Source organism: Xanthomonas sp. WHRI 7064 (genome assembly GCF_040202355.2).
Classification (GTDB): domain Bacteria; phylum Pseudomonadota; class Gammaproteobacteria; order Xanthomonadales; family Xanthomonadaceae; genus Xanthomonas; species Xanthomonas arboricola.
The window spans coordinates 1863676-1883130 of record NZ_CP167821.1 but is presented as its reverse complement, the minus strand read 5'-3'; the positions used below and the strand labels follow the sequence as shown (position 1 = coordinate 1883130).

Below are 19455 nucleotides of genomic sequence, written 5' to 3'. Positions count from 1 at the left end.
TCCCTCCGGACACCCGACATGAACGACCTCCAAAACGCCATGCCGATGCATCGCATCGCCGTTCCGGCCGCCAAGGGAGCACCGGCCGCGCAGGCGCCGGTGAAAGTGGCCGCACGCAATCTGGACTTCTATTACGACAAGTACCACGCGCTCAAGGGCATCAACATCGAGATTCCGGAAAAGCGCGTCACCGCGCTGATCGGGCCGTCGGGTTGCGGCAAGTCGACCCTGCTGCGCATCTTCAACCGCATCTATGCGCTGTATCCGAAGATGGAAGCGCGCGGCGAAGTGCTGCTGGACAACGAAAACATCCTGTCGCCGAAGTACCCGATGAACCGGCTGCGCAGCAAGGTCGGCATGGTGTTCCAGAAGCCGGTGCCGTTCCCGATGACGATCTTCGAAAACGTCGCCTACGGCATCCGCCACCACGAAAAACTATCCAAGGCCGACATGCAGAACCGGGTCGAGCAGGCGCTACGCCAGGGCGCGTTGTGGGACGAGGTCAAGGACAAGCTGGGGCAAAGCGCACTGGGCCTGTCCGGCGGCCAGCAGCAGCGGCTATGCATCGCACGCGCGGTGGCGCTGCGCCCGGACGTGTTGCTGCTGGACGAACCGACCTCGGCGCTGGATCCGATTTCCACCAGCCGTATCGAGCAACTGGTGGAAGAACTCAAGCGCGAGTACACCATCGTGATCGTGACCCACAACATGCAGCAGGCGGCGCGTGTCTCCGACTACACCGCCTTTATGTATCTGGGCGACCTGATCGAGCATGACCGCACCGAAACGATTTTCTCCCAGCCGTCCAAGCAGCAGACCGAGGACTACATCACCGGCCGTTTCGGTTGATGTAAGGCGGGCCATCGCAACGCCGCATTGACGCAGCTCCGCCGCACTGCCCGGCACGACATTTGCATCACCTGCGATGTCGCCAGGGTTACGGCGGACATCCACCACCGCCACGAATCGAGATCACGATGAACCAGCACCTCAACGACCATATCGTCAAAAGCTACGACGAGGAGCAGCACCGTCTTGTCGCCGAGATCGTGCGCATGGGCGACACGGCGGTGGCGCAGCTGGAAGCCGCACTGGATGTGGTGGAGCGTCGCGACGACAACGCCGCGCATCGCATCGTGGTCAACGACGAGGCGATCGATGCGCTGGAGCATGCGATCAGCCACGACGTGATGCGGCTGGCATTGCGTGGGCCGATGGCGCGCGACCTGCGCGAGATCCTGGCCGGCCTGCGCATTCCGGCCGATATCGAACGCATCGGCGATTACGCGGCCAATGTCGCCAAGCGCTCGATCGCGCTCAATTCCGCACCGCCGCTGCCGCAGACGGTGGGCCTGCGTGCGCTCGGCCAGATGGCCGCCGATGCCGTGCGCGAAGCGGTGCAGGCATACCGCAACAAGGATGCCGATGCGGCCATCCGCGTGCGCGATGAAGATGCACGCCTGGATGCGCAATACACCGCGCTGTTCCGCGAGCTGCTGACCTACATGATGGAAGACCCGCGCAACATCACCCCGTGCACGCACCTGCTGTTCATGGCCAAGAACCTGGAGCGCATCGGCGACCACGCCACCAACATCGCCGAGAACGTGTGGTTTCTGGTCCATGGCGAACAGCCGCTGCCGCCGCGCCTGAAGCGCGACGACACCAGCACCACCGGCGTCATCTGATCGTCAATGTGTGCCGGCGACATTTGCCGGCACAGGCCGCAACGCCTTATTTCATTACGTATTCAGCTCCAAATGCCTACGGTGAGCTCGCACAGGCTGTTCCTGTGACGCAGGAGTAGGCAGATGAAACGCATCATCGGATCCCTCATGGTTGTATCGCTGCTCACTTCCGGCGCAGCGTTCGCCACGCCGCAACAGCATGACGACCGCGACGGCGGCGCGCAGCATCACGACGCGCGTGGTCCGGACCGCCGCGACGATCATCGCGACGACAGACACGATGACAAGCGTGACCACCGCCCCAGCGCGCACAACGACGACCACCGCAACGATCGTCGCGGCCCGCCGTATCGGCGTGGCGAGCGCCTGGCACCGGACCACCGCGGCATACGTGTGACCGACTACCGCAAGCATCACTTGAACACGCCGCAGCGCGGGCACGAGTGGCGCCGCGTGGACAACAACTACGTGCTGATTGCGGTGGCCACCGGGCTGATCGCAAGCGTGGTCGCCGCCCGCTGACGCCAGCGGTGTAGCACAGTTTCCAGGCCCGATCCGTGGCAACACGGGTCGGGCTTTTGTTTGCCGGATCGCCGCTCAGTACACGCGGGCAGGCCGCCAGCTGCCACGATCGGGCCGGCCGTGCGACCTGCTAGGCTATGCCGATGAACGAACCGGTCGACCTGCAGCCTGCCCCCTCCTTCCTGCCCATGTCGCGGCGCTTCCGCGGCTACCTGCCCGTGGTGGTGGATGTGGAAACAGGAGGTTTCGACTGGAACAAGCACGCCCTGCTGGAAATTGCCTGCGTGCCGATCGAAATGGATGCCGACGGGCGGTTTTTCCCCGGCGACACCGCCAGTGCCCATCTGGTGCCGGCGCCAGGACTGGAGATCGACCCGAAGTCGCTGGAGATCACCGGCATCGTGCTCGACCACCCGTTCCGCTTCGCCAAGCAGGAAAAGGACGCGTTGGACCATGTGTTCGCGCCGGTGCGTGCGGCAGTGAAGAAATACGGCTGCCAGCGCGCGATCCTGGTGGGGCATAACGCGCATTTCGACCTGAACTTCCTCAACGCCGCGGTTGCGCGTGTTGGCCACAAGCGCAATCCGTTCCATCCGTTCAGCGTATTCGATACCGTCACCCTGGCCGGCGTGGCCTACGGGCAGACCGTGCTGGCGCGCGCGGCACAAGCCGCAGGGCTGGAATGGAATGCCGCCGATGCGCATAGCGCGGTCTACGACACCGAGCAGACCGCGCGGCTGTTCTGCACGATCGCCAATGCCTGGCCGGGGCCTGGCGCGGGCTGAGCGAGCCGGGAATCGGGAATCGGGATTGGGGAATCGTTAAAGCAGCGGGGCTCCCTGCTTGAGACATCAGCAGTTGGCGGCGCCACTGCGTGTGCCCTTACCCTCCTCCGCCCTTCGGGCACCTACTCCCGCAGGAGAAGGAAAGCGCCAGGCACCTTGGCTCTGCGATTCCCGATTCCTGATTCCCCAATCCCCGCACCTAACCCACACAGATGCGATCGCGCCCCGCGCTCTTGGCCTGGTACAGCGCCTGGTCGGCGCGTTGCATCAATGATGAGCCGGTGTCGTCGTCGCGCAACTTGGCCACGCCGGCACTGAAGGTCACCTGCAGGCCTTCCACGCCGCCCCAGCCGTGGCGCGCGTGAAACAGCTCGCGGATGCGCTGGCACAGCGCCTGCGCATCCTCCAGCGTCGTGTCGGCCAGCAGCAGGGCGAACTCTTCGCCGCCCAGGCGCGCCGGCAGGTCCGACGCGCGCGCGGCGGCGGTCAGCAGCACGCCGACTTCGTGCAGCACCGCATCGCCACTGGCATGCGAATAGTGGTCGTTGATGCGCTTGAAATGATCGATATCCAGAATCGCCAGCACCAGCGGGCGCGCGCTGCGGCGGGCGCGGCTGATGTCGCGCGCCAGCGCCTCGTCGAAATGCCGGCGGTTGGGCAGCCCGGTCAGGGCGTCCTCGTGCGCCTGGCGCTCGAACACATCCGACTTGATGCGCAGCCGTGTCAGCAGCTCGCTCTTTTCCTGGTTGGCCTGCAGCAAGCGCTGTGCCTGCAGTTGCAGATCTTCGGTGCGTTTGCGCACCAGTTCGGCCAGGCGTGCGTTATGGCTCTTGTAGCGGCGCAACAGGAATCGGTACACCAGCGCCAGCAATAAAATCGCACCCAGCACCGCGGCCAGGCGCACCTCCTGGCGCTGCCACCACAGCGGCAGCACCTCGAACGCCCACATCGCCTCGTGCGGACTCCAGGCACCGCCCGGGTGACGGGCCGCCACATGCAGACGGTAGCGCCCCGGCGGCAGGCCGATGAATTCCACGCTGCGTTGCCGGCCACGCTCGGTCCAGTCGTTGTCCAGGCCTTCCAGGCGCGTGCGGTACTCGATCCGCTCCGGCAGCAGAAAACTCATGCCGACGTAGGACACGTTCAGGCGGTGCCCGCCCGGCAGGCGTGCCTGCTGTCGCCATGTCAGCGGACGTGCGTCCTGCTGCACGCTTTCGATCACCGCAGGCGGCGCGCGCCGCTCGCGAAAGCGCTGCAGGCGTGCCGGGTCGACCGTACTCACGCCGCCGGCGGTAACCACCCAGATCGAGCCATCGGCACGCGCGATCATGCTCGGCCCGGAGCTGCCGTTGGCCTGCGCGTTGCCCATGCCGTCGATCTCGCCATAGCGTTCGATGACCAGCCGGGCGCGTCCATCGGCAACCGCGTTGAGCTGCGTGAGTTGCGTGCGCAACACGCCGCGATTGCTGCTGATCCAGGCATTGCCGAACCGGTCGCCGACCAGCTGGAACACCGTATCTACCGGCATGCCCTGCTCCAGGCCCACGCGTGCGAGCCTGCCGTTGCGCACCCGGTACAGGCCGCGATCGGTCGAGATCCAGACAGCGTCATCGATACGCTGAAAACCGAACACGCTCCGCGCGCCGCCCAGCGCTTCCAGATTCAATTGCTGCAGTTTTCCGTCGCGCAGTACCGCCGCGCCGTCGACCGAGCCGATCCACAGCGCGCCATCGATGCTGGCCAGCGCGGTCACTACGCCATCGGGCAGGCCGTCGACGGCCAGGGGCGCCCGCTTGCCGTTCACCAGCTTCACCACGCCGCGCTGCGTGGCCAGCCACACCACGCCGGAGTCTTCGATCACGATGGCGCGGATATGCCCGCTGGGAATGCCCTCGGCGTCACCGTAATGCCGCAGCAGGCGTCCGTCGCGCAGCACGAAGACGCCATCGGCATACGTGCCCACCCACAGATCGCCGTGCCGATCCAGCGCCAGGCTGAGCACCGAGAGCTTGCGCCCGGATGGCGTGGCCACCGCCACCGGCACGATGCGCCCGTCCGGCAGCATCCGATCCAGGCCGGCGGTGCTTGCGATCCACAGGCTGCCGTCGCGGTCTTCCAGCACCGCGCGGGCGTAGTCGCCGCTCAGCCCATCGCGTTGGCTGTAACTGCTGAACAACGTCTCGCGCAGCCGAAACAGCCCGCCGTTGGCGCCGACCCAGATGCTGCCTTCGGCATCCTCGCGCAGGCTGACGATGCGCCCGGTCGGCAGGCTGCGACCAGCCGGCAGATGCTCCACTCCATGACTGCCGATGCGCAGCAGCCCCTGATTTTCGCTGCCCAGCCACAGGTCGCCGTGGCGGTCCTGCAGCATCGCGGTGAAATGGCCCTGCCCGGGCACCTGCCGTACCAGCTCGGCAGTCTCGCCCCGCAGCCGATACAGCTGCTCGCCGGCGACGACCCACAGCGTGCCGTCCGGCGCGCGGTATGGCCACGCCAGCCCCGGCGGCAGGCCGAACGCGGCCGGGGCGCGATGCATGCGCCCGTCCGGTTCGCGGTAGATCAGGCCGTCCAGCGTGCCGATCAGCAGCCGGCCCTGGTCGTCGAACGCCATGCGCGGAAAGCTGCTCTGCAGCGGCACGCCATCGCGCGGCGGAAAATACTCGAAGCGCCCATCCGGCCACAGGCAGCCCAGCCCGTGGCCCTCGAACAGCAACCACATGCGACCGCGCGCATCCATGGTCATTGCATGGATCAGCGCCTGCGGCCACTGTCCCTGCCGCTGCCAGTGCCGCCACTGCCCGTCGCTGCCGTGCCGCACCAGATTGCCGCGCGCATCGCTGAGCCACAGCGCACCGTCGTGGTCGACGTACAAGGCGCCGACGCCGTTGTCGGGCAGGCCGGGACGCGTGCTGCGGTCGATGATGCCGAATTCCAGGCCGTTGTAACGCACCAGGCCTTCCCAGGTGGCGAACCACAGGTAGCCATCGCGGGTCTGGGCGATATCGCGCAAGGAGTTGTGCGGCAGGCCGTTACGCGAGCTCCAGCTGTCGATCGCGTAGTCGCGCAGTGGCGCCGTGCCGGCCGGTGCAGCCAGTGCCGCGAGCGAGCACAGCGCCAGCAGCATGCAGACAACGGCACCGAGCCAGCGCTGCGGCCGCTTGTCCCCCCGTGCCGACGCCTTGGCATCGCATCCGTTCTCGCCCGTCGACCAGGCCCCCGCCCCATCTCTCATCAGACATAACACGCCGTTCGCTGGCGATATGGTAGGCAAAAACGGGCACGCGCGCCGGTGGATCTCCACATGCCTGGGCGAAAGTCATATGCAGCGCGCTACCTGCCCGCCAGACACTGCAGCGGCAAGCGCACCGGCGCCATGGTTTGCGCAGATCGGCCACTGCGTGGGTGCGCGGATCGCACCGCGCAGCACGCGCGATCTCGCCATGCCGATCGACGTGCGCGGCTCGCCATTGGCACATGCGTGCGATGCAGAGTGGTTGGCAACACAGAGCGAGCAGTCGCCAGCTGGATGCGGACGAGGCGCAGCATGCGCAGTGCACGGTGGTGCGTGCCGAGTCGGGGCATCGGCCGCGCCCACCTGGCGGTGAGCGCAGTCGTTTCGGTCGCCGCTTCAGGCGCCCAGGCGCTGGCGTACCGCTTCGAACAAGGTCACACCGGCGGCCACCGACACGTTGAGGCTTTCGATATCGCCCGGCATCGGGATCTTGACCAGGCCGTCGCAATGCTCGCGGGTGAGACGACGCAGGCCGTCGGCTTCGCCGCCGAGCACCAGCCCGACGTTGCCGCGCAGGTCCACGCTGTACAGCGACGCCTCGGCTTCACCGGCCAGGCCATACAGCCACACGCCCTTCTTCTGCAGATCGCGCAGGCAACGCGCCAGATTGGTCACCGCGACCACCGGAATACGGTCGGCCGCACCGGCCGAGGTCTTGCGCACGGTCGCGTTGACCGTGGCCGACTTGTCCTTGGGAATGACCACTGCAGTGACGCCGGCCGCGGCCGCGCTGCGCAGGCATGCACCGAGATTGTGCGGGTCCTGCACGCCATCGAGGATCAGCAGCAAGGCACGTCCCTCGGCGGCGGTCACCAGCGCTTCGAGCTCGTTTTCGGCCCACAGCCGCGCTGCGGCATAGCGGGCGACCACGCCCTGGTGGCGCACCTGCCCACCGACGCCATCGAGTGCCTGGGTGTTGACCCGGCGCACGTCGATGCCCTTGCGGCGGGCCTGCTCTTCGATTTCGATCAGGCGCGGATTCTTGCTGCCGGCCTCGATCAAGACCTCGCGCACGTTGTCGGCGTCGTTCTCGACGGACGAGGCGACGGCGTTGACGCCGACGATCCACTGATTCTGCTTGCTGCTCATTGCGCCGGATACGAAGAGATAAAGGGGAATGGTAGGGCCTGCGGCCTGCCACGTCACGGCCGGAGCGCAGACGGCGATGGCGGCAAGGAGATCGCGGTGCTACTGGGCCAAGGCCAGAGCTTCAGCACGCTGTACGGCCGATTGCGGGGATCGAAGATGGCGCTCGCCCCGTTGTGATGGTGCCGGCACCTGCACGCACCCCGCTGTCGCGCGCCCCTGCGGTAGGCACTCACGCCTGCGGGCGCGGACTCACACTGGCCACTGCGCAGTATCGTGATCCGGATGCTGCCTTGACACCACATCGGCCAGAAACGCCAATGCGGCGACATCGTCCTCGGTGGTGCGCGCCGGCAGACCGGCCAATGCATCGACAAACGGCAGCTTGCGCTCCACCCCGTACTGGATCACCGGCGGCAGCCGCTCGGGCGTATCGAACGCACCGGCAGCAATCGCCAGGCCGTCGGGCGCTTCATAGGTCAGCGGCGTTCCACATTCGGCGCAGAAGCCACGCAACACCAACGATGAAGAGGCGAAGCGCTTCGGCTCGCCGCGTGTCCAGCTGAACTCGACACCGCGCACCGAAACCAACGGCGCGTAGTAGGCACCGAAGGCTTTTTGACACATGCGGCAATGGCAGATCGAGGCGTCCGTCAGCCTGCCGCGCACGTGGAAACGCACGGCACCGCATTGGCAGCCACCGCTGTACTCGATTGCTGCGTCCATCGTCGCCTCAAGCCTTGAAAGTGGGCACCCAGCGCGCGTTACGAGCGTCTGCCCGCAACGACCTGCAGTTCAATATCGGGCGATCCGTGGCATCGCGAGCCGCCGTCGGACGGCGGCTCGCGGTCCTGCAGACGCGCTTAGTACTGCTTCTTCTTGCGCTTGGCCGGCTGAGCGCTCGGCGGCGGCGGCGGTTCGGGCGAATCGCCGCGATCCTCGGCCAGGCGGAAGTCGATCTTGCGCTCCTCCATGCTGGCCTTCAGCACCAGCACCTGCACCGGATCGCCCAGACGGAACGTGCGGCCACGGCGCTCGCCACTGAGCGTCTTGCGGATCGGATCGAACTGGTAATAGTCCTGCGGCAGCTGGGTGACATGCACCAGGCCGTTGACCTTGGACTGGGTCAACTCCACGAACAGGCCGAACCCGGTCACGCCGCTGATCACGCCATCGAACTGGCCGCCGACATGCTTTTCCATCCACGCGGCGCGATACCGCTCGTCGACTTCGCGTTCGGCTTCGTCGGCACGCCGACCACGCTCGGAACACTGCAGCGACAAGGCCGCCATCTGACGCGGGGTATAGATGTATTTTTCCGGGCTGGCGCCGGTCAAGGCGTGCTTGATCGCGCGGTGCACCAGCAAGTCCGGGTAACGCCGGATCGGCGAGGTGAAGTGCGCATACGCCTCAAGCGCCAGACCGAAGTGACCATTGTTGTCCGGCGAATACACCGCCAGGCTCTGGCTACGCAGCAGCACCGATTCCAGCAACGCCGCATCGGGGCGCGCGCGCACCTTCTTCAGCAACTTGGTGTAGTCGCCGGGGCGCACCTTGCTCCATGCCGGCAGGCTCAGCTGGAATTCCTTGAGGAACTCCAGCAGGTCTTCGTATTTGCTCTCCGGCGGCCGCTCGTGCACGCGGTACGGTGCCGGCACATGCATGCTCAGCAGGTAACGCGCGGCCTCGACGTTGGCGGCGATCATGCATTCTTCGATCAGCTTGTGCGCATCGTTGCGCACAAGCATGCCGGCCTGGGTGACTTCGCCGGTGTTGTCGAGCACGAAGCGCACTTCGGAGGTCTCGAACTCGATCGCGCCACGCTGCGTGCGCGCCTTGGACAGCACGTTGTACAGCTGGTGCAGGCGCTGCACCTGCGGCAGCAACGGACCGATGAAGGCCTTGGTGTCGGCGTCGTCTTCGCCCACCGCCTTCCAGACCTGGTTATAGGTCAGGCGCGCATGCGAGTTCATCACCGCTTCGTAGAAACGCGAACCGGTGACTTCGCCGTCGCGCCCCACCTGCATGTCGCAGACGAAGCACATGCGGTCGACCTTGGGCATCAGCGAGCAGATGCCGTTGGACAGCGTCTCCGGCAGCATCGGCACCACGAACCCCGGGAAATACACCGAGGTGGCGCGCTTTTGCGCTTCGTCGTCCAGCGGGGTGCCGGGACGCACATAGTTGGAGACGTCGGCGATCGCCACCACCAGACGGAAACCGTCAGCATTGGGCTCGCAATACACCGCGTCGTCGAAATCCTTGGCGTCTTCGCCGTCGATGGTGACCAGCGGCATCTGCCGCAGATCCACGCGCCCGCCGATCATCTGCGGCTCGACTACCAACGGCACTGCCGCGGCTTCGTCCAGCACTTCCTGCGGGAATTCGTGCGGCAGCTCATGGCCGTGGATGGCCATCTCCACCACCAGCGACGGGGTGAGCTTGTCACCGAGCACCGCGATGATCTTGCCGATCGCCGGGCGCCGCGCATCCGGCGGCGCGATCAGTTCGCACACCACCAACTGCCCTTCGCGCGCCTCGCCGATGCCGTCCGGTGCGATCTGCACGTTGCGTTGCACGCGCTTGTCGTCCGGGTCGACATAGGCCACGCCATGCTCGTAGAAGAAGCGTCCGAGCATGCGCGACATGCGGCGTTCGAGCACGCGGGCGATCGCACCTTCGCGACGGCCGCGGCGGTCGATGCCGGTAACGTTGGCCAGCGCACGATCGCCGTGCATGACCTTGCGCATTTCATAAGGCGGCAGGAACAGGTCGTCGCCACCTTCGTCCGGCTTGAGGAAACCGAAGCCTTCCGGATTGGCGATCACCACGCCGGCGATCAGGCTGGTCTGCTGCACCGGCGCGTAGCCGCCGCGACGGTTCTGCACCAGCTGCGCTTCGCGCACCATCGCCGCCAGGCGCTTGCCCAGCGCGTCGATGCGGTCGCTGAGATTGAGTTGTTCGGCGATTTCCTCGGCGGTCTGCGGGCCATCGCAGGCGTCGAGCAACTGCAGGATGGCCTCGCGGCTGGCGATCGGCTCGGCGTAGCGCAGTGCTTCGCGATCGGCATGCGGGTCCTTGAACTCCGCCGCCGGCGCGGGCGCTTCGGTCGGCGCCTGCTGGAAGCGTTCCGGCGGCGGCGCCGGCGGACCGCTCTTGCGCGGATGCGGTGCGCGTGGTGCCGGCGGCGTGGGCAGCGCGGGCGCTACCGGCAGCTCGGGCGAGGCGTTGGCGGCCTTGTCGGCAGCGCGTTTGTTGGCGGACTTGGTCGACGCACCGGCGGCGGCGCGGACCAGGAAGTCCGGCATCCAGCCCGGCAACTTCTGTTTTTCGGCGGTGGTGGACTCGCCCGGGCTGGTGGACTTGCGGCGACTGGGCCGATCGGAATCTGGGGTGTTTTTCTTTGTCATTGCTTACATGGTACCCCTTGCGGCCGCGCCATGGGCAGCAAGCCTCGCCCGGCCGGCCATCATTGCCGCTCGCCAGGCATTGACAAGCCCGCCGGGAGTCTGCAAAATTCGCGGCTCACCTGCCCAGGTGGCGGAATTGGTAGACGCACTAGCTTCAGGTGCTAGCGGGGGCAACTTCGTGGAGGTTCGAGTCCTCTTCTGGGCACCAGTTTAAAAAGACCTCCGAGCGATCGGGGGTCTTCTGGTTTCTGGGGTCCGGAAAGTTCTGCTGGTGGCCGCGCGCCTGCGTTGCCGGCCGATGGCAGCCCGCCATTGATCGGCGGCCGGCGCGTCATTCCGCTCACGCCATGACGCGGCAACTGGGCAACCGGATAGCCTGCTGCGCGGCGGCAGCGCCCTCTTCGACGCCGCAGCCCTGACTCTGCAGCGCAGGACGGCTTATGGCGTTGCCGTGATGCCCGCCTCGCGCAGCGCCGTGGCCCAGATCGCATACCCGGTCTCACTGGGATGGGTGCCGTCGGGCATCAGCGCCTCGGGCAAGGTCCCGTCCGGCTGCAGCATCCGAGGGCCGATGTCGACCAAGCGCACGGACGGATCCTTGCCATACCGCGCGGCCAGCAGCCGATTGGTCTCGGCAATGGGCGCGCGCTGCGCATCCCCGGCATGGCGGCCGCGCGGCATGATCGCCATCAGGATCAGCTGACTCCTGGGCAAACGGCGACGCACCTCGCTTACCACCGCCTCCACACCCTGCGCGGTCTCGGCCGGCGTGGAGGCGCGCGCTTGCGCGGTGCCGGTGAGGTTGTTGGTGCCGATATGCAGCACCACCCAGCGCGGATCCAGGCCGTCGAGCTCGCCCTGGCGGATGCGCCACAGCACGTTTTGGGTGCGGTCCCAGCCGAAGCCCAGATTCAGCACCGGGGCCCTGCCGTACAACCAGCTCCAGGACTCGGGGCCGCTGACGCGCGTGGCCTGCGGTGGGCCGGCCCAGAAGTGCGTGATCGAATCGCCGATCATCACCACCTCGGGCTTGAGCGTGCGCGCTGCGGCCAGCGCCGCATGGTGACGCGCATACCAGTCGTAGGAATCCTGCTCCAGCCGGTCGACCGGAATCAGCGAGGTCGCAAAATCGCGGCCCAGCGCGGCAACCGGCTTGACCGGCGGCTCGCCCAGCAGGCGCGCCAGGGTCGGCTCGATCGCCTCGGCCAGCATGCGCTGGCCTTGCGTGTCCGGATGCAGGGCAGCGGCCGGCGGGCGGAAGCGGGTGTCGTAAAACAGCTCGGTGCGCAGCTTGCCGTCGCGCTGGAAGATCGACCCCACATCCAGATAGGTCACGCGTGGATTGTCGCCATAGCGCACCGCCAGGCCCTGGTTGATCTGCGCATCGCGGCGCGACTTCTCGCTGGAGATGTCGCTGGGCAGCACACCCACCAGCAAGATCTGGGTGCGCGGCAACTTCTGTTCGATCGCCGCCACCACCGCATCGATACCGAGCTGGGCCTGCTCCGCGGTCTGGCCGAGATGGCCGGTGTTGTTGGTACCGATCAATACCAGCGCGACCTTGGGCTGCAGGCCATCGACCTCGCCATTGGCCAGCCGCCACAACACGTGTTCGGTGCCATCGCCGCTGAAGCCCAGATTGAGCGCGCCACGGCGGCCGTAGAAGGTCTGCCAGATCGGCTGAAAATCCTCGTCCGGTGCCTTGGCTTTTTCGTAGTTCTGGGTGATCGAATCGCCGATCAACAACAGCGGCGTGTCGGCGTGCTGCTTCACCTGCTCCAGCACCTGCGCATGCCGCTGCGCCCACCAGGCTTCCTGCAGGCGGTCGGTGGGCACGATCGAGGGCGGCGGCGTTTGCGCACTTGCCGCAGCGCAGACCAGCAACAGCCCCCAACACACCAGCACCGGAACACGGGCGGACAACGAAAGGCGGGAAAACACAGCGTGCAAGGACCGGGGCATGCGCGCACCAGAGGCCAGAGAAGCTGCGATTGTGATCTGCGCGCGCCGCGCGCGACAAGGTCGGGCGCAACCATGTGCGATGTAGGGCTGTGACGTTGCTTGCGGTGTGCCGGCGCCAGGCCGCTGACACGGCGCCTCTGCGACATCTGATCGCCAACGTTTGCGTAGGAGCGCGCTTGCGCGCGATGGGGCGTTATCGATAAAGCCTCATCGCGCGCAAGCGCGCTCCTACACAGTGCGAGGCAATCGCCAGCACCAAGATCCCGGATCGACTGCTGCGCAGCTCGGGCCGATGGTGTCGACCGCGACGTACTGCCGGATCAGGCGCTTCAGCGCAAGCCGGTCTCGCCGCGCGCGATCACTAGGCGCTGGATTTCCGAGGTGCCCTCGTAGATCTCGGTGATCTTGGCGTCGCGGAAGTAACGCTCCAGCGGCATTTCCTTGGAATAGCCCATGCCGCCGTGGATCTGCACCGCCTGATGGGTGATCCACATCGCCGCTTCCGAGGCGGTGAGCTTGGCCACGGCCGCTTCGGTGCCGAACTTCTGGCCCTGCCCCTTCAACCAGGCCGCGCGCAGCGTCAGCAGCAGCGCTGCATCCAGCTTGCACTTCATGTCGGCGATCTTGGCCTGGGTCATCTGGAAGGTGCCGATGGCCGCACCGAAGGCCTTGCGCTCCTTGACGTAGGCCAGGGTCGCTTCATAGGCGGCACGTGCGATGCCGACTGCCTGCGACGCGATGCCGATGCGCCCGGCGTCGAGCACGCTCATCGCGGTTTTGAAGCCCTCGCCTTCCACGCCCAGCACTTCGTCGGGCTGGGCGATGTAATCGGCAAACTCGATCTCGCAGGTGGCCGAGGCACGGATGCCGAGCTTGGGCTCGGTCTTGCCGCGATGGAAGCCGGCGCGATCGGCGTCGACCATGAAAGCGGTGATGCCGCGCGAGCCCTTGTCCGGCTCGGTCACCGCAAACAACACGATGTACTTGGCGACCGGGCCGGAGGTGATCCAGCTCTTCTTGCCGTTGATCACGAAGCTGCCATCGGCCTGCTTGACCGCGCGGCAGCGCATCGCCGAGGCATCCGAACCGGACTGCGGCTCGGTCAGAGCGAATGCGCCGATCTGCGCACCTTCGGCGATCGCGCGCACGTACAGCTGTTTCTGCGCCTCGCTGCCGTTCTTCAGGATGCCGGTGCAAAACAGCGAGTTGTTGACCGACACGATGGTGGAATGCGCGCCGTCGGCGGCAGCGATCTCGATCATCGCCAGCGCATAGCTGATCGGGTCCATGCCGGCGCCACCGTACTCGGCCGGCACCTCGATGCCCATCAGGCCGTTTTCGCCGAGCAGGCGGATGTTCTCCAGCGGGAACTCGCCGCTGCGATCGAACTGCTCCGCGCTGGGGGCGATCTTTTCCTGGGCGATGCGGCGGGCCACATCCTGGATCATCAATTGTTCTTCGGTAAAGCTGAAATCCACGTCGCACCCCTCCAGGCCTAGGCTGAGCGCCCATTGTAGCCCCAACCATTCGCATGCGTATGTAGTTGACCCCACACCCTGCCCGGCCGAAAATATCTCCATATCGCGATATAGAGATATTCATGGATCTGGAAGACTGGTCGGCGCGCCTGAAGGTATTTGCCGACGCCACCCGCGTCCGCCTGCTGACCTTGCTGGAGCAGGAAGAACTCACCGTGGCCGAGCTGTCGGCGATCACCCGCCTGGCCCAACCGCGCGTGTCCACGCACCTGGCCAAGCTCAAGGAAGCCGGGCTGGTGCGCGACCGCCGCGCCGGCGTGTCGGCTTACTACCGTTTCGACGAGGTGTCGCTGGACCCGGCGCAGCGCGCCCTGTGGCTGGCATTGAGCACCGGCAGCGACGATCCGCTGCTGCGTCAGGACGCCGAGCGCGTGGCCGCAGTGCTGGCCAACCGCGCCGCCGACCAGAACTGGGCCGACTCGGTGGCCGGCGACATGGAGCGGCATTATTCCCCGGGGCGCACCTGGGAGGCGCTGGCGCGCACCGCCCTGCCCCTGCTGGAAACCGGCGACGTGCTCGACATCGCTTCCGGCGACGGCGTGCTGGCCGAGCTGGTGGCGCCACATGCCACCCGCTACATCTGCATCGACACCAGCGCACGCGTGGTCGCCGCCGCCAGCGAGCGCCTGCGCAAGCTGCGCAATGTGGAAGTGCGCGAGGGTGACATGCATGCGCTGCCGTTTCCCGATGCCAGCTTCGACCTGGTAGTGCTGATGCATGCGCTCACCTATGCAGCCAAGCCGGCGCAGGCAGTGGCCGAATCTGCGCGCGTGCTGCGCCCCGGCGGTCGGCTGCTGCTGTGCAGCCTGGCCAAGCACGAACACCGCGCCGCGGTGCACGCCTATGGCCACGTCAATCTTGGCTTTGCTGCCAAGGAACTGCGCAGGTTTGCCGAGAAAGCCGGGCTGGACGTGTCCAGCCTGGAGACGGTGACGCGCGAGAAGCGCCCGCCGCATTTCGAGGTGATTTCATTGATTGCGGTGAAGCCGGGAATTGGGAATCGGGAATCGGGAATCGTTGAAAGCAAAGGCGCTGCTTCGCGGAGAGCTGAATCATGACGCAGGTATCCAATCCCCAATCTCCAATCTGGTTTGCACTGCCCTGGCTGCATCCCGAGCGCGCCGCCAGACTCACTGCCGCGCTCGCCGAACGCATCCTCATCATCGACGGCGCGATGGGCACGATGATCCAGCGCCACGATCTGCAGGAGCGCGACTATCGCGGCACCCGCTTTGCCGACGGTTACGACAGTGCGCAGGTGCACGTGCATGGCCCGGGCTGCGATCACGCACACGCACCGGAAGGCCACGACCTGAAAGGCAACAACGATCTGCTGTTGCTGTCGCGCCCGGAGATCATCGCCGGCATCCATCGCGCCTATCTGGACGCCGGTGCCGACCTCCTGGAAACCAATACCTTCAACGCCACCTCGGTGAGCCAGGCCGACTATCACCTGGAACATCTGGTCTACGAATTGAACAAGGCCGGCGCACAGGTCGCGCGCGCCTGTTGCGACGAAGTCGAGGCGCTGACCCCGCACAAGCCGCGCTTCGTGATCGGCGTGCTCGGCCCCACCAGCCGCACCGCCTCGATCAGCCCGGACGTCAACGACCCCGGCTACCGCAACACCAGCTTCGACGCCTTGCGCGACACCTATCGCGAGGCCATCGACGGCCTGATCGACGGCGGCGCCGACACGCTGATGGTGGAAACCATCTTCGACACGCTCAACGCCAAGGCCGCGCTGTATGCCATCGAGGAAGTGTTCGAAGCACGCGGCGGACGCCTGCCGGTGATGATCTCCGGCACCATCACCGATGCCTCCGGACGCACCTTGTCCGGCCAGACGGCCGAGGCGTTCTACGCCTCGGTCGCGCACGGGCGGCCGCTGTCGGTGGGGCTGAACTGCGCGCTCGGTGCCAAGGACTTGCGCCCGCATGTGGAAACGCTGGCGCAGATTGCCGACGCCTACGTCAGCGCGCATCCCAATGCCGGCCTGCCGAATGCCTTCGGCGAGTACGACGAAACCCCGGAAGAAATGGCCGAAACCCTGCGCGAATTTGCGCAGGCCGGTTTGCTCAATCTGGTCGGCGGCTGCTGCGGCACCTCGCCGGATCACATCCGTGCGATCGCCCAAGCGGTCGCCGACCTGCCGCCGCGGCAATTGCCTGGTGCGCAGGAGCTGGCAGCGTGATGCAGAGCGCTGACGCTCATCCCTCCTTCGGGCACCTTCATCCACACGCGGGGGAAGCAGGCGTGCAGCGCCGGATGAGTGCGGACGACTGCGTCCCGCCACTTCCTTTTCCGATCCGGGCTAGCAACGCGGCCGCCCTTCTTCAGAGCATCGCATGAGCACTCCCCGCCACACCCGCCTGTCCGGCCTGGAACCGCTGGTCATCACCCCGGACCTGTTGTTCGTCAACGTGGGCGAGCGCACCAACGTTACCGGCAGCGCGCAGTTCCGCAAGCTGATCAAGGAAGAGCGCTACGAAGAGGCGGTGGAGGTGGCGCGCCAGCAGGTCGCCAACGGTGCGCAGATCCTCGACGTCAACATGGACGAGGGCCTGATCGATTCGGAAAAGGCGATGACGCGTTTTCTCAACCTGATCATGTCCGAGCCGGATATCGCGCGCATTCCGGTGATGGTGGATTCCTCCAAGTGGAGCGTGATCGAAGCCGGCCTGAAGTGCCTGCAAGGCAAGAGCGTGGTCAACTCGATCTCGCTCAAGGAAGGCGAAACGCTGTTCATCGAACAGGCGCGCAAGGTGCTGCGCTATGGCGCTGCCGCGGTGGTGATGGCCTTCGATGAAGTGGGCCAGGCCGATACCTGCGCGCGCAAGGTCGAGATCTGCACGCGCGCCTACAAGGTGCTGACCGAACAGGTGGGCTTTCCGCCGGAAGACATCATCTTCGACCCGAACATCTTTGCCGTGGCCACCGGCATCGAGGAGCACGACAACTACGCGGTGGACTTCATCGAAGCCACCCGGCAGATCAAACGCACGCTACCGCATTGCCATGTTTCCGGCGGCGTTTCCAACGTGTCGTTCTCGTTCCGCGGCAACGAGATGGTGCGCCAGGCGATCCACTCGGTGTTCCTGTTCCATGCGATCAAGGCCGGCATGGACATGGGCATCGTCAACGCCGGCGGCATGCCGATCTACGACGAGCTGGACCCGGAGCTGCGCGAACGCGTGGAGGATGTGATCCTCAATCGCCGCAAGGACGGCACCGAACGCTTGCTGGAAATTGCAGAGCGCTATAAAGGCAGCAAGGGCGCGGCGAAAGTCGAAGACCTGGCCTGGCGCGAGAAGCCGGTGCGTGCGCGGCTGGCGCATGCGCTGGTGCACGGCATCGACGCATTCGTGGAAACCGATACCGAGGAAGCGCGCCAGCAATCCACCCGCCCGCTGGACGTGATCGAAGGCCCGCTGATGGACGGCATGAACGTGGTCGGCGACCTGTTCGGCGCCGGCAAGATGTTCCTGCCGCAGGTGGTCAAGTCCGCGCGTGTGATGAAGAAGGCGGTGGCGTACCTGCTGCCCTTCATCGAAGCGGAAAAGCTGCGGACCGGTGATGTCGGCAAGTCCAACGGCAAGATCATCATGGCCACCGTCAAGGGCGATGTGCACGACATCGGCAAGAACATCGTCGGCGTGGTATTGGCATGCAACAACTTCGACGTGGTGGACCTGGGCGTGATGGTGTCGGCGCAGGTGATACTGGACCGTGCGCGCGCAGAGAATGCCGACCTGATCGGCTTGTCCGGCCTGATCACGCCGTCGCTGGAAGAGATGTCGCATGTCGCACGCGAGATGCAGCGGCAAGGCTTCGAGATTCCGCTGTTGATCGGTGGCGCCACCACCTCGCGCGCGCACACCGCCTTGAAGATCGACCCGCACTACACCGCCCCCACCGTGTGGGTGAAGGACGCCTCGCGCGCGGTGGGCGTTGCGCAATCGCTGATCTCGCGCGACCTGCGCCAGGCCTTCGTCGCCGCCAACGATGCCGACTACGCAGAGATCCGCGCGCGCCATCGCAATCGCGGCGACGCCAAACGCCTGGTGTCGCTGGAAAAGGCACGCGCACAGCGTTTCGACGGTGACTGGGCCACCTACACACCGCCCGCCCCGCGCCAGCCGGGTCTGCACGTGTTCGACGACTATCCGCTGCAGGAGTTGATCGAGCTGATCGACTGGACCCCGTTCTTCCAGGCCTGGGAGCTGGCCGGCAAGTTCCCGGCGATCCTCAGCGACGAGGTGGTCGGCAGCCAGGCCAGCGAGTTGTACCGCGATGCACGCAAGATGCTGCGCACCATCGTCGCCGAAAAGTGGCTGACCGCGAAAGCGGTGTTCGGGCTATGGCCGGCCAATGCAGTAGGCGATGATGTTGTCGTGCTGACCGAGCCTGCAGAATCGGGAATCGGGAATCGGGAATCGCAAGGCGATGCATCAGCGCCGGACCATTCCCGATTCTCCATTCCCCATTCCCTGCACTTCCTGCGCCAACAAGTCGACAAACCCGTCGACCGCCCCGACTTCTGCCTGGCCGATTTCATCGCGCCCAAGAGCAGCGGCAAGCAGGACTGGATCGGCGCGTTTGCAGTCACCGCCGGCATCGGCATCGAGCCGCATGTGGCGCGGTTCGAAACCGCACACGACGACTACAACGCGATTCTGCTCAAGGCCCTGGCCGACCGTCTGGCCGAGGCGCTGGCCGAGCGCCTGCATCAACGCGTGCGCACCGAATTCTGGGGCTATGTGGAGGATGAGACGCTGGACAACGAGGCGCTGATCGCCGAGCGCTATCGCGGCATTCGCCCGGCACCGGGGTATCCCGCCTGCCCGGAGCACAGCGAAAAGCGCACTCTGTTCGACCTGCTCGATGCCGAGCGTCATACCACGATGACGCTGACCGAAAGTTTCGCGATGCTGCCCACCGCAGCGGTCTCCGGCTATTACTTCAGCCATCCCAAGAGCCAGTACTTCGTGGTTGGGCGCCTGGGCAAGGAACAGGTAGCCGACTACGCCAAACGTAAGGGCATCACCGTGGCATTGGCCGAACGTTGGCTGGCATCGAATCTGGATTACGACCCGGAATAAGCACAGCCGCAGACTGCAGACTGCAGACATCGTAGGAGCGCACCCGGGCGCGATGCGGCTTTACCGGTAA

General features: G+C 66.0%; 13 protein-coding genes, 1 tRNA gene and 1 other RNA gene. 8 read left to right on the top strand and 7 right to left on the bottom strand.

The window, feature by feature from the left end:
• Nucleotides 1-18: 18 nt before the first annotated feature.
• The 4 genes from pstB (at nucleotide 19) to rnt (ending at nucleotide 2995) form a co-directional block, all read left to right on the top strand.
• A complete protein-coding gene (gene pstB / locus ABQY74_RS08145) occupies nucleotides 19-849 on the top strand; it encodes a phosphate ABC transporter ATP-binding protein PstB (RefSeq protein WP_016902480.1) in 831 nt (276 codons plus the stop codon).
• A 128-nt stretch (nucleotides 850-977) separates the two neighbouring features.
• Complete coding sequence (gene phoU / locus ABQY74_RS08140) at nucleotides 978-1688, top strand: phosphate signaling complex protein PhoU (RefSeq protein WP_005994733.1); 711 nt, start codon at nucleotides 978-980, stop codon at nucleotides 1686-1688.
• Between the two features lie 123 nt (nucleotides 1689-1811).
• Nucleotides 1812-2210, top strand: a complete 399-nt coding sequence (locus tag ABQY74_RS08135) for an RcnB family protein (RefSeq protein ID WP_184231036.1) — start codon at nucleotides 1812-1814, stop codon at nucleotides 2208-2210.
• Nucleotides 2211-2347: 137 nt separating this feature from the next.
• Entirely contained in the window at nucleotides 2348-2995 is a 648-nt protein-coding gene (rnt, locus tag ABQY74_RS08130; protein ID WP_102252196.1) for a ribonuclease T, read from the top strand.
• 199 nt (nucleotides 2996-3194) lie between these two features.
• Here rnt and ABQY74_RS08125 read toward each other — a convergent pair whose 3' ends face one another.
• The 5 genes from ABQY74_RS08125 to rnr form a co-directional block, all read right to left on the bottom strand.
• On the bottom strand, nucleotides 3195-6227 hold the full coding sequence (locus ABQY74_RS08125; protein ID WP_349793714.1) for a diguanylate cyclase domain-containing protein: 3033 nt from the start codon (nucleotides 6225-6227) through the stop codon (nucleotides 3195-3197).
• Between the two features lie 260 nt (nucleotides 6228-6487).
• Nucleotides 6488-6562, bottom strand: a non-coding RNA gene (locus ABQY74_RS08120) — sX9 sRNA.
• A 61-nt stretch (nucleotides 6563-6623) separates the two neighbouring features.
• Entirely contained in the window at nucleotides 6624-7376 is a 753-nt protein-coding gene (gene rlmB / locus ABQY74_RS08115; RefSeq protein ID WP_047128510.1) for a 23S rRNA (guanosine(2251)-2'-O)-methyltransferase RlmB, read from the bottom strand.
• Nucleotides 7377-7625: 249 nt separating this feature from the next.
• Nucleotides 7626-8099 (bottom strand): GFA family protein, encoded by a 474-nt coding sequence (locus ABQY74_RS08110; RefSeq protein WP_349793717.1) that lies wholly within the window; start codon nucleotides 8097-8099, stop codon nucleotides 7626-7628.
• Nucleotides 8100-8236: 137 nt separating this feature from the next.
• A complete protein-coding gene (rnr, locus tag ABQY74_RS08105) occupies nucleotides 8237-10783 on the bottom strand; it encodes a ribonuclease R (RefSeq protein ID WP_349793719.1) in 2547 nt (848 codons plus the stop codon).
• 121 nt (nucleotides 10784-10904) lie between these two features.
• Here rnr and ABQY74_RS08100 point away from each other — a divergent pair.
• Nucleotides 10905-10991 (top strand) — tRNA-Leu (locus tag ABQY74_RS08100).
• Nucleotides 10992-11221: 230 nt separating this feature from the next.
• Here ABQY74_RS08100 and ABQY74_RS08095 read toward each other — a convergent pair.
• Together ABQY74_RS08095 and ABQY74_RS08090 are read right to left on the bottom strand one after the other, a co-directional pair.
• Nucleotides 11222-12745: a platelet-activating factor acetylhydrolase IB subunit gene (locus ABQY74_RS08095; protein ID WP_349793721.1), complete on the bottom strand. Its 1524-nt coding sequence runs from the start codon at nucleotides 12743-12745 to the stop codon at nucleotides 11222-11224.
• Nucleotides 12746-13074: 329 nt separating this feature from the next.
• Nucleotides 13075-14193, bottom strand: coding sequence for an acyl-CoA dehydrogenase family protein (locus ABQY74_RS08090; protein ID WP_225874194.1), 1119 nt, complete (start codon nucleotides 14191-14193; stop codon nucleotides 13075-13077).
• Nucleotides 14194-14345: 152 nt separating this feature from the next.
• On the opposite strand from ABQY74_RS08090, the gene ABQY74_RS08085 reads away from it, so the two are divergent.
• From ABQY74_RS08085 to metH, 3 genes are all read left to right on the top strand, one after another.
• A complete protein-coding gene (locus tag ABQY74_RS08085) occupies nucleotides 14346-15341 on the top strand; it encodes a metalloregulator ArsR/SmtB family transcription factor (RefSeq protein ID WP_024940812.1) in 996 nt (331 codons plus the stop codon).
• Nucleotides 15338-16477 (top strand): homocysteine S-methyltransferase family protein, encoded by a 1140-nt coding sequence (locus tag ABQY74_RS08080; protein ID WP_349793724.1) that lies wholly within the window; start codon nucleotides 15338-15340, stop codon nucleotides 16475-16477. The genes ABQY74_RS08085 and ABQY74_RS08080 overlap by 4 nt, the downstream gene beginning before the upstream one ends.
• Before the next feature lie 154 nt (nucleotides 16478-16631).
• A complete protein-coding gene (gene metH, locus ABQY74_RS08075) occupies nucleotides 16632-19385 on the top strand; it encodes a methionine synthase (RefSeq protein ID WP_349793726.1) in 2754 nt (917 codons plus the stop codon).
• Nucleotides 19386-19455: the final 70 nt, after the last annotated feature.